The organism is Candidatus Methylomirabilota bacterium, from assembly GCA_036002485.1.
GTDB lineage: Bacteria > Methylomirabilota > Methylomirabilia > Rokubacteriales > CSP1-6 > AR37.
The window spans coordinates 1-10,999 of the sequence record DASYTI010000224.1 but is presented as its reverse complement, the minus strand read 5'-3'; the positions used below and the strand labels follow the sequence as shown (position 1 = coordinate 10,999).

Annotated in this window: 7 protein-coding genes; 6 read left to right on the top strand and 1 reads right to left on the bottom strand. The window is 67.8% G+C overall.

Annotation, left to right across the window (positions count from 1 at the left end; translation table 11 throughout):
* Positions 1–229 precede the first annotated feature (229 nt).
* From VGT00_20095 to VGT00_20080, 4 genes are all read left to right on the top strand, one after another.
* A complete protein-coding gene (locus VGT00_20095; protein ID HEV8533734.1) occupies positions 230–1,579 on the top strand; it encodes an extracellular solute-binding protein in 1,350 nt (449 codons plus the stop codon).
* Positions 1,580–1,682: 103 nt separating this feature from the next.
* Positions 1,683–3,281: a tetratricopeptide repeat protein gene (locus tag VGT00_20090; protein ID HEV8533733.1), complete on the top strand. Its 1,599-nt coding sequence runs from the start codon at positions 1,683–1,685 to the stop codon at positions 3,279–3,281.
* A 35-nt stretch (positions 3,282–3,316) separates the two neighbouring features.
* Positions 3,317–5,362, top strand: coding sequence for a hydantoinase/oxoprolinase family protein (locus VGT00_20085; GenBank protein ID HEV8533732.1), 2,046 nt, complete (start codon positions 3,317–3,319; stop codon positions 5,360–5,362).
* On the top strand, positions 5,359–7,383 hold the full coding sequence (locus VGT00_20080) for a hydantoinase B/oxoprolinase family protein (protein ID HEV8533731.1): 2,025 nt from the start codon (positions 5,359–5,361) through the stop codon (positions 7,381–7,383). The genes VGT00_20085 and VGT00_20080 overlap by 4 nt, the downstream gene beginning before the upstream one ends.
* 337 nt (positions 7,384–7,720) lie before the next feature.
* On the opposite strand, the gene VGT00_20075 is transcribed toward VGT00_20080, so the two are convergent.
* Complete coding sequence (locus VGT00_20075) at positions 7,721–7,933, bottom strand: DUF6496 domain-containing protein (protein ID HEV8533730.1); 213 nt, start codon at positions 7,931–7,933, stop codon at positions 7,721–7,723.
* A gap of 321 nt (positions 7,934–8,254) precedes the next feature.
* Between VGT00_20075 and VGT00_20070 the strand changes: the two genes are divergently transcribed.
* The gene (locus VGT00_20070) at positions 8,255–9,262 is read left to right on the top strand and encodes an ABC transporter substrate-binding protein (GenBank protein HEV8533729.1); all 1,008 of its coding nucleotides are present in this window, start codon (positions 8,255–8,257) and stop codon (positions 9,260–9,262) included.
* A 9-nt stretch (positions 9,263–9,271) separates the two neighbouring features.
* Positions 9,272–10,951, top strand: a complete 1,680-nt coding sequence (locus VGT00_20065; protein HEV8533728.1) for an iron ABC transporter permease — start codon at positions 9,272–9,274, stop codon at positions 10,949–10,951.
* Positions 10,952–10,999: the final 48 nt, after the last annotated feature.

The window sequence follows — 10,999 nt, the reverse complement described above, 5'->3', positions numbered from 1 at the left end:
GCCGTCGACGCGAACAGCGCGGCGGCGATCGCGACGACGAGGAGCACGCGTGACCGTTGGCGGTGTCGCGGGTTCGAGATCATGGGCGATCCTCCGGGCGCTGTTTTCGGTAGACCGGGCGCCCAGTGTACCCGAGGACTTCCCCTTGACGGCTGAGTCACCGATGCCGTACCAATTGGTCACCCTGGCCGGAACACCAGCCTACGAGCCCCGGACGCGAGGAGGGACCATGGACGCTCCCGATCGCTCACGACCACTCGCCGAGATGCACCGCCGGACATTTCTCAAGACCGCGGCCGCGGTGGGCGCCACCGCCGGCCTCGAAGGGATCCTGGCCGCCCGGCGCGCGCCGGCCGTGGCCCAGGCCACCAAGATCCACCTGCTCCAGTGGGTGGATTTCATCCCCGAGGGTGACGTCGAGGTGAAGCGCCAGGTCGCCGAGTACAACAAGCAGATGAAGGTCGAGGTCGTCTTCGAGACCATCAACGCCAACGACCTGCAGGCGCGCATCACGGCGGCGATCCAGTCCGGGGCCGGACCGGACATCATCATGATGCTCCACAACTGGCCCCACCTGTACGCCGGCGGCCTCGCCGACATCTCGGACCTCTGCGACTGGAAGGCGTCGGACCAGGGCGGGTACTATCCGCACTCCGGCGCCGCCGCCAAGGTCGGCAGCCGCTGGCTGGGGCTACCGTACTTCACCGGGGCGCCCCTGATCGCCTACCGCAAGTCGTGGTTCGCCGAGGTCGGCGCCACCCAGCCGCCCAAGACCCTCGAGGAGTACAAGAAGATCGGCGCCGCGCTCAAGAAGAAGGCCAAGCCGCTCGGCCAGACGCTCGGCCATACCTTCGGTGACGCTCCGGCGTGGACCTATCCGTTCACGTGGACGTTCGGCGGCGCCGAGACCGACCCCAGCGGCAAGAAGGTCGTCCTCAACTCCAAGGGCACCGTCGAGGCGGTGACGTGGATGACCGACCTCTGGAAGCAGGCGTGCGACGAGAGCGCGCTGGCCTGGGACGACACCAACAACAACCGCGCCTTTCATGCCGGCGAGATCAGCGCGACCCTCAACGGCGCTTCGATCTTCATCTTCGCCAAGCGCAACCCGGACAAAGTCAAGAACGACAAGGGCGAGCCGATGTGGCCGGACATCTCGCATTTCGCCATTCCGGACGGCCCCGCCGGCCGCACGCCGCCGTACGCGGTGGCCTTCTCGCACGGACTGATGAAGTATTCCAAGAACCAGAAGGCCGCCAAGGAGTTCCTGAAGTGGTTCCACGGCAAGGATATGTTCGGCAAGTGGTTCGAGATCGAGAATGGATATGCGCTGGGCGCCACCACGTCCTGGGAGAACAACCCGATGTGGGAGCGCCTCGATGACGCGCTCAAGCCGTTCCGCACCTCCCCGCGGGGCACCCGCATGCTCGGACATGCCGGACCGCCCACCGCCAAGGCCACCGAAGCCTATACCAAGTACATCATTACCGACATGTACGCCAAGGCCGCCCAAGGAATGTCGGCCGCCGACGCCGTGAAGTGGGCGGAGGGGGAGCTGAAGAAGATCTACGAGGCGTAGCCAGCTCCATGGCCTGCCCATGGAGCTATCGCTGCACGGCCGGTACCTGCTCACAAGTGCGGCGGAAGCGCGAGTGTTCAGACTCCTGACCGCATCGACCCTCATGGCAATCAGCCTTGGTCATGGCGATTGCGCGTACGCCCAGCCCGCTGACATTCGTACCGTCACCATCCGGGTCGCCCCCGATGAGAGCTACCGGGCCCAGGCGAACTGGGAGACCACCCTCCGAAACACTGTGAGAGGGGTGTCTGACATCTACGAGAAGCACTTCCAGATACGATTTGTGATCCTCGATATCGTCCCCTTCACGGCCGGTCCCTCGGTGGCGCCGGAGCGCCTGACCCACAAGATGATCGCCGACGTCCCCGTCGGGCCAGCCGATCTGTTGGTCGGATTCAGTGGTCGGCGATGCGAGCGCCTCATGTACGGATGGGCGCGCTCGTTCGACCGATTCGCCATGGTCATGACGGGATGCTACGAGACCATCATTCTCAAGGATTCCGCCCCGGAGTCGGTTCTTTCGCACGAGCTTGCCCACCTCTTTGGCGCCTTTCACCCTTCGATCACCGTCGACTCCATCATGCGCGGAGGTCCCCCGGACAGGTTCGACGATCAGACCATCAGGGTCATCCGGCTGATGCGGAACCACGATTTCCAGCGAGGCGTCCTGGGTATGGATCAGGACACGCGGCGCGCCTGGAGCGCCATCTATGCGGAAGGCCACGCACGCAACGAGCCAAACCCGCTCGCCGCGGCCCTCGCCAACGCCGGACAGGATCTGCTTCGATCCGGCAAGATGGCGGAGGGTGAAGCCGCCCTGCACGAGGCCATCAAGATCGACTCTTCCCATGCCGGGTCGCACACCGTGCTGGGATTCCTCTACAGCCGGCGGGGCCTTCTGGAGGATGCGGCCCGAGAGCTCCGGACCGCCAAGGCCTTGGACTTTCGCCAGGTCGAGGCGAGGACAGAGCTCGGCTTCGTCCTGCTCCGCCTCGGCAAAGACGAGGAGGCGCTCTCGGAGTTTCGGGAGGCGCTACGGGTCGACCCGCGCTTGGTGCGGGCGCACGTTGGACTTGGCATGACGCTGGCACTCCGCGACAGGATCGATGACGCGATCAGCGAGTACTCAGAGGCGATCCGGCTCGACGCGAAGGACGCAATGGGCTTCGACAATCGTGGGCACGCGTACACGCGGAAGGGCGACCTGGACCGAGCGATCCTGGATTACGACGAGACGATACGGCTCAGCCCGAGCTATGCGCCGGCCTTCAATAGCCGGGGCAATGCCTACCGTCGGAAGGGCGAGTACGATCGAGCGATTCAGGACTTCAACCAGGCCATTCGACTTCAGCCGACCTTCGCGATGGCCTGGAACAATCGATGCTTCACGCGCGCCATCGCCGGGCGACTGGAGGCAGCCCTCGCGGACTGCAACGAGTCCCTTCGCCTGCGGCCCGATTTCGGGGCGACGCTCGACAGCCGGGGCCTCACCTATCTGAAGCTTGACCAGCTCGACCGGGCAATCGCCGACTATGATGCCGCACTCCGCCTCGAGCCCAAGCAGGCCCATGCGCTGTACGGACGTGGCCTTGCGAAGCGGAAGAAGGGTGATCTCCCAGGTGCCGAAGCCGACCTCGCCACTGCGCGCGCGATATCGCCGCGCATTGCCGAGGAATACAGCCGCTACGGAGTGAGCCCCTGACGGCGAGCCCCTGAACACTCTGCTATCATCCCCGCATGTTCATCGTGGGCATCGACGTCGGTGGAACATTCACCGACCTCACCGCCGTCGACTCGCGCAGCGGCCGCGTGGTCGTCACCAAGGTGCCGTCGCGGCCGCGCCACGAGGCCGCCGCCGTCCTGTCCGGGCTCCAGGCCCTGGGCATCGAGAGCCGAGAGGTCCGGCGCCTCGTCCATGGCACCACCGTCGGCACCAACGCGGTGCTCGAGCGGCGGGGCGCCCGCGTAGCCGTGCTGACCACGGCGGGCTTCCGCGACCTGATCGAGATCGGACGCACCAAACGAAACATTCCCGCCCTCTTCGTGCCCACCTTCGTCCGGCCAAAACCCGTGGTGGAGCGGCGGCATCGGTTCGAAGTCACCGAGCGGCTCGCCGCCGACGGCTCGGTGCTCGTGCCCCTCGACTCGGCCAGCGTGGAACGGGCCCTCGATGACGCCCTCGCCGGCGGGGTCGAAGCCCTCGCCGTCTGCCTGCTCCACGCGTACCTGAATCCCGCCCACGAGCGCGCGGTGGCCGACGCCGCCAAGGGCCGGCACCCCGGGCTGCCCGTGTCCTGCTCGGCCGAGGTCGTGGCCGAGTATCGCGAGTTCGAGCGCTTCTCGACCACCGTGCTCAACGCCTACCTCCAGCCCCTCATGGAGAGCTACCTGACGGGACTGGAGGAGCGCCTCTTGGCCACGGGCTACCCGCACGGCGTCCTCACCATCGCCTCGAGCGGCGGCATGATGATGACGGAGACGGCGCGGCGCCTTCCCATCAAGACCATCTTCTCGGGGCCCGCGGGCGGCGTCAGCCAGGCGTGCTTCGTGGGCGAGGCCACCGGGATCCGGGATCTCATCACCTATGACATGGGCGGCACGTCCACCGACGTCTGCCTGGTGCGCGATCTGGCTCCGCTGACGACCTCGGACGGCATGGTCGGCGCCTTCCCCGTGAAGGTGCCCCAGATCGACATGCACAGCGTGGGCGCGGGTGGTGGCTCCATCGCCTGGCTCGACCTCGACGGCAGCCTTCAGGTCGGGCCGCGCAGCGCGGGCGCCAACCCGGGGCCCGCGGCCTACGGCCTGGGCGGCGCCGAGCCCACCGTCACCGACGCCAACGTCGTGCTGGGCCGCATCGGGACGAAGCGGCGGCTGGGAGGCAGCATTGCCCTCGATCCGGCCCGCGCCCGCGCGGCCATCGCCGATCTGGCCTCGCGCCAGGGCGGATCGCTCACCATCGAGAAGCTCGCCGAAGGCATCGTCACCATCGCCGTGGCCCGCATGACCTCCGCCATCCGGGAGATCTCGATCCAGCGCGGGCACGACCCCCGCGACTTCACTCTGATCGCCTTCGGCGGCGCGGGCCCCATGCACGCTCTCGCCCTGGCCGAGGCCATCGGCATCCCCTCGGTCCTGGTGCCGCGCCACCCGGGCAACTTCTCGGCGCTGGGGCTGCTCGCCTCCGACATCAAGCACGACGACGTCCGCACTCGCGTCGGCCCACTGCGCGAGCGGATGGCGGTGCTTCACGACCTCTTCACCGAGATGGAGGGCGCGGCGCGGCGCCAGCTCGAGCTCGAGGGATTCGCGGCGGACAAGCAGCGCCTGCTCCGCTCGCTCGATCTGCGTTATCGCGGCCAGGCCTTCGAGCTCGGCGTTGCCGTCGACGATGTCCTCGCCCCCTCCGCACTCGAGGCCGTCGAAGCGGCGTTCCACCGCCGGCACCTCGACATGTATGGCCACGCCGACCCGACGGCCATGGTCGAGCTGGTGAACGCCCGGCTCGCCGCCTACGGTGTGGTGCCCAAGCCGTCCCCCGAGCGCCACCAAACGGTCACCGCCTCCCTCGACGCAGCGCTGGGGGAGCGCCGGACCGTCTGGTTCGAGGACACGCCGCGCGACTGCCCGGTGTGGGAGCGCGAGCGGTTGCCCGAGCGGGCGCTCCTGCCCGGCCCGGCCATCGTGGAGGAGTTCGGCGCGACCACCGTGATTCTCCCGGGCTGGCGCGGCGCCGTGGACGAGCACGGCAATCTCCGGTTCTCTCGTGAGGACGCGGCGTGATCGACCCCATCACCCTCGAGGTGCTCCGCGAGGCCTTCGGGTCCATCGTGCGCGAGATGCGCGTCACCCTCGTGCGCACCGCCTACTCGTCCATTCTGTACGAAGGAGAGGACTTCTCCTGCGTCCTCATGGACGGCCACGCGCAGATCGTGGCCATGTCCAAGGGACAGGACCACCCGTTGCACATCGTGCCCATCGCCTGGTCCATGAAGGCGGTGGGGGAGAAGTTCGGCGACGACATCCATCCGGGCGACATCTTCCTCCACAACGACCCCTACACCGGGGGCACCCACCTCAACGACGTGGCCATGATCTATCCGCTCTTCGCGGACGGCGGCCTCTTCGTCTTCCCCGTCGTTCGCGCCCACTGGGGCGACGTGGGCGGGATGAGCCCGGGCAGCCTCTCCGGCGGGGCCACGGAAATCTTCCAGGAAGGCGTGCGCATTCCCCCGATCCGGATCGTCGACCGCGGCCGCCCGAACCAGGCCGCCCTCGACCTCATCTTCAGCAACATGCGCGGACCTCGGGAACGCCAGGGCGACTTCCAGGCCATGATCGGCACGTGCAAGAAGGCGGCGGAGCGCATCGAGGGTCTGGCCGCCCGCTACGGCGCCGCCACCGTCCGCGCGGCCGTGGCCGTCCTGATGGACCGCGCCGAGACGCGCATGCGACAGGCCATCGCGGCGCTCCCCGACGGCCGCTATCGCTACGAGGCGCACCTCGAGAGCGGTCGCCAGCGGCTCGAGCCGCTGACCGTGCGGGCCGCCGTCACGGTGACGGGCAAGACCATCACCGTGGATCTCACGGGCACTTCGCCGCAGACGGCCGGCCCGACCAATGTCGGCCCCGCCATGGCGCCCACCGGCGCCTTCACCATCATCAAGTCCTTTCTCGACCCGGGCACCGACGTCAACTCCGGCTCGTTCCGCCCGCTGACCGTGATCACGCCTCCTGGCACCATCGTAAACGCCAATCCGCCCGCTCCCTGCGGCGGCATGGTCGAGGTGAAATATTGCGTGGAGACGGCGGTGATGGGCGCGCTCGCCCAGGCTCTCGGCGGCCGGGTGGCCGGCGACCACAAGGGCGGCGGCAACCACTGCTACGTGGGCGGGCCCGACCCGCGCACGGGTGAGACCTTCATCTTCTACGAGTACCCGGCCGGCGGCACCGGCGGCTTCGACGGGGGCGATGGCAGCAACGCCGTGCGCACGTGGACCGAGAGCGACATGACCACGATTCAGCCCATCGAGGCGGTGGAGCAGCTCTATCCGGTGCGCATCGAGCGCACCGCGCTTCGTGAGGACTCGGGCGGAGCCGGTCGCTGGCGCGGCGGGCTCGGCCTCGTGCGCGAAGTGCGCATTCAGGCGCCGGCCAGCCAGCTCTCCGTGCTCGCTGAAAAGGCCGTGCTCCCGCCCTTCGGCGTCTGCGGGGGCGGCGCGGGAGCGACCAATCGCTTCTGGGTGCGCCGGCAGGGCCAGCCCATCCAGCCGTCACCGCTGCCCGGCAAGGTCAGCGGCTTCCCCATTCAACCGGACGACCTCTTGATCATGGAGAGCTCGGGCGGCGGGGGCTTCGGCGATCCGCTCGACCGCGACCTGGAGTCGGTCGCCCGCGACCTCGCCGAGGGCTACGTCACCCCGGCGGCCGCGGAGGCGAGCTACGGTGTGGTCTCCCGCGAGGGCGGAATCGATGCCGCCGCGAGTGCCGCCCTGCGCGTGTCGCTTCGTGAAGCCCGCATACGCGTTCGCCTCGGCATCGGCCGTGATCTCGACGAGGAACGCGGCCGCGCGATCCGCCTCGACGCGGACACGGCGGCGCGGCTGGGGGTTGGGTTACAGGCGGTGGTCGAGGTCGTGAATCCCCAGGGCGCGCCCCTGCGCGCGTGGGTCACGAGCATCGTAGCCGGAACCATGCGCCGCGCCGAGCTCTCGCGCGACGGCCTGCAGATGCTCGCCCTGTCCGACGGCATCGAGGTGGAGATCCGGGCGGTTCATTCCGGCTCTCTCACCGCCCCGCGCTAGGTGACTCGGAGGGGGGCTCCGCCCCCCTTCCGAATCCTCCCCCCGAACAAATTGCGCCGGCGAAGCCGGCGCTCGAAGCGGACCATTCATGCTCGCGAGGGCATGGAAGTTACTTGGACAGACTCCTAATTGCGACAGAGTGTCCGACGCGGTCAGCGACTCGTCGGGGCGAGTCGGCGCCCACACTTCGGGCACTCGAGCTCTTTGCCCGTCGTGCTCTTCCCCTTGGGGAGGCTGACAGGCTTCATGAGGGTGTCGCAGTCGGGGCACTTGTTCTGCCCGAAGTCGGGCTCGGGTCCTTGACCAGCCATATCGCGTTCCTCCCTCAGCGGCCACCTCAGTGGCGCGCAGGCTTGCGCGGGACCTTCTTCCCTTTCTTGCGAGCCTCCGATAGTCCGATGGCAATCGCCTGCTCGCGACTCTTCACCTTGCCCCCTTTCCCGCCCTTGCCGCTCCGCAACGTGCCGTGCTTCCGTCGGCGCATCGCCCGCTCAACGTCCTTGCTCGCACCTTGGCTGTATCTCCGTCTGCCAGATTTCTTCGCCGCCATGTGAACACCTCCATCATGTCTCGTGTCGTCGCTCCAGGAGTTGTCTCAGGCACATCGCGTGCCAGGCCTGGTTGGAGGCGGAAGACGGGAATCGACAGACTTATACAAGATCTCTTGACGGCAGCGCTCTCATCGCGGGCGCGACGGCACTCCCGACTCGGTAAAACGTCCCGACCGGGACATGTAGACAGCCGCCTTGCCCTCAACCTCCGGTTTGACCTGCCCCCCGCGCTCTGGCAGGATCGCCACGGAAAAGGGGATAGCCGTTGACCACCTGGCGCGCGAGAACGTGCCTCTGTCCAACGAGGGGAGGGATTGACGATGGTGTCGACGCTGCGACTCTTCGCTTCGGTGCTCCTGGTGCTGGTCTTCGCCGGGCCCGGGCTCGCCCAGACCGTCAACGTCTACACCGCGTGGCCCGAGTCGCTCTCCCAGCCGATCTTCAAGGCCTACACGGCAAAGACGGGCGTGCAGATCAACTTCATCCGGCTCTCCACGGGTGAGCTGGTCGCCCGCGCCACGGCGGAGAAGAACAACCCGCGCGCCGACGTCATGTGGGGCGCGCCCGGCGACGGCTTCGCGGCCGCCAAAGAGGCCGGGATCATCGAGCCGTACAAGGCGGCGACTGCCGAGAAAATCCCCGCGGAGCTGAAGGACAGGGACGGGTACTACACCGCCGTCAGCAAGAACACGCTCATCTTCATGTCGAACGCCAAGCTGCTCAAGGAGAAGGGTCTCAAGGCGCCCACCTCGTGGAACGATCTCCTCGATCCCGCCTTCAAGGGCCAGATCCAGACGGCCGACGCGCGCACGTCGGGCACCGCCCTTACCCGCATCCTGTCGATCTACTACGCCTTCGGGAAGGACGAAGAGAAGACCGTCGACTACCAGAAGAAGCTGCACAAGAACGTGCAGGTCTACACGAAGAGCGGCGGTGGCTGCACGGTGCCCGCCTCCCTCGGCCAGACCACCGTGTGCATCGCCCACATGCCGGATGCCATGGAGGCGAAGAAGAAAGGCTACGGCGTGGTCGTGACCTTCCCCAAGGAAGGCGTGGCCGCCGTCATTGAAGGGGTCGCCCTCGTCAAGGGCGCCAAGAATCGGGAGGCGGCCGTGAAGTTCATCGAGTGGACGTTCAGCAAGGAGATGCAGGACCTCCTCGACAAGAACAACGTCTACATGCTGCCCACCCTGCCCGGGGCCAGCATCGACGCCGACGTGCAGGCGCTCATGAAGGAAGCGAAGCTCCTGCCCGTCGATCTCGAGTGGGTGGGGAAGAACCGCAAGCGCCTGGTCGAACGCTGGATCAACGAGGTCATCAGAGACTAAGCGGGCCCGGTGAACGGCCAGGCCGCCCGCGACCCCGTCATTCTTCCCACCGTCATCGTGGTGTGGGCGATGGTGCTGCTCTTCGTGCTCTACCCGCTCTCGCGGCTCCTCTTCCTCACCTTCTGGAACGAGGGCCCGAGCCTGGATGCCGTGCGCGGTCTCCTCAGCGACTGGACGCATCGGCGGGCCCTCGTCAACAGTCTCCTGCTCGCCGCCCTCGTGGGGGTCGCGGGTACCGCCCTCGGCTTCGCCTTCGCGCTGCTCGCGGTGCGCGGCCGTGTGCCCACGTGGCTCGGCCGCGCCCTCGACGCCGTGGTGCTTCTCCCCCTGATCTCGCCGCCCTTCACGGCGGCCATCGCACTCATCTTCGCGCTGGGGCCCCGCGGGATAATCTCGTATCACGTGTTCGGGCTGACTACGGTCAATATCTACGGCCTCTCCGGCACCTTCCTCTCGGAGACCCTGACCTATTTCCCGGTGGCGTATCTCACCCTCAAGGCCGTCATCGCGAACATCGACCCGAACCTCGAGGATTCCGCGTTCAGCCTCGGGGCGCGGCGCTGGCGCGTGTTCAGGACCGTCACCGTTCCCCTCGCCACTCCCGGGATCGCCAATGCGTTTCTTCTCGTGTCCGCCGCCTCCCTGGCGGATTTCGCCACGCCCCTGATTCTCGCGGGCACCAGATTCCCGGTGCTGCCTACCCAGGCGTTCCTGCAGATCACCGGCCTCTACGACATGCGCGGCGGCGCCGCCCTCTGTTTCCTCCTTCTCGTGCCCGCCCTCGCCATCTTCGCGGGGCAGCGCCTGTGGGTCGAGCGGCGCGGCGGCTCCTACGTGACGGTGACCGGCAAGGTCGGCGCGGCCACGCGAGTCAAGAGCCTCTCCCCCCTCGCCATCACCGGGCTCGGGGTGCTCTGCGGCGCCGTGGCGCTCTTCGTGCTCGTCTGCTACGCGCTGATCGCCGCCGCCTCCCTCATGAAAGGGCTGGGGGCCGACCACCACCTCTCCTTCGCGCACTACGCTCACGTCTTCAGCGGCGGGCTCAAGGCGGTGCGTGACACCCTGATCATCGCGGTCCTCTGCATGCCCATCGGCGGCCTCTTTGCCGTGGTGCTGGGCTTCCTCGTCGCGCGCACCCAGTTTCCCGGGCGTCGCGCGCTGGAATTCGCGGCCATGATGAACTACGCGCTGCCCGGCACCATCGTCGGCATCGGCTACCTGGTCGCCTTCAACGACCCGCCGCTGGCCTTCACGGGCACGGCCTTCATCCTTGTCGTCTGCTACGTGTTCCGCTACAGCCTGGCGGGCACCCGTGCGACGACGGCGGTGCTCGCGCAGATCGATCCCTCCATCGAGGAGGCGTCGTCGAGTCTGGGCGCGCGCCGTGACGTCACCTTCCGTCGCGTCGTCCTTCCATTGGTTCGCCCGGCCCTGCTCGCCGGCATGACCGTGCTCTTCATCCGCGCCATGACCGCGATCAGCGCGACGATCTTCCTCGTCTCCCTCAGCTGGTCCCTCGTGACCGTGCGCATCCTCGAAGGCATCACCAATCTCGAGCTCGGGCAGGCCTCCGCCTTCTCGATGCTCGTGATCGCCCTCGTCTACCTCGCCGTGGTGCTCGCGAGCCTGGCCATGCGAAGGCTCAACGCGGGCAGCCTCGGCCAGGCCGGCTCGTTGCTCGGCGGATGACCACCGGCACGCGGCTCCGCATCGAGGGGGTGTCCAAGCGCTTCCATC

What these genes read in the sequence shown, in the direction of transcription:
- VGT00_20085 (HEV8533732.1), top strand. Translation starts at nt 3,317, where the DNA reads ATGTTCATCGTGGGCATCGACGTCGGTGGAACATTCACCGACCTCACC.
- VGT00_20075 (HEV8533730.1), bottom strand. Translation starts at nt 7,933, where the DNA reads ATGGCGGCGAAGAAATCTGGCAGACGGAGATACAGCCAAGGTGCGAGC.
- VGT00_20095 (HEV8533734.1), top strand. Translation starts at nt 230, where the DNA reads ATGGACGCTCCCGATCGCTCACGACCACTCGCCGAGATGCACCGCCGG.
- VGT00_20090 (HEV8533733.1), top strand. Translation starts at nt 1,683, where the DNA reads ATGGCAATCAGCCTTGGTCATGGCGATTGCGCGTACGCCCAGCCCGCT.
- VGT00_20070 (HEV8533729.1), top strand. Translation starts at nt 8,255, where the DNA reads ATGGTGTCGACGCTGCGACTCTTCGCTTCGGTGCTCCTGGTGCTGGTC.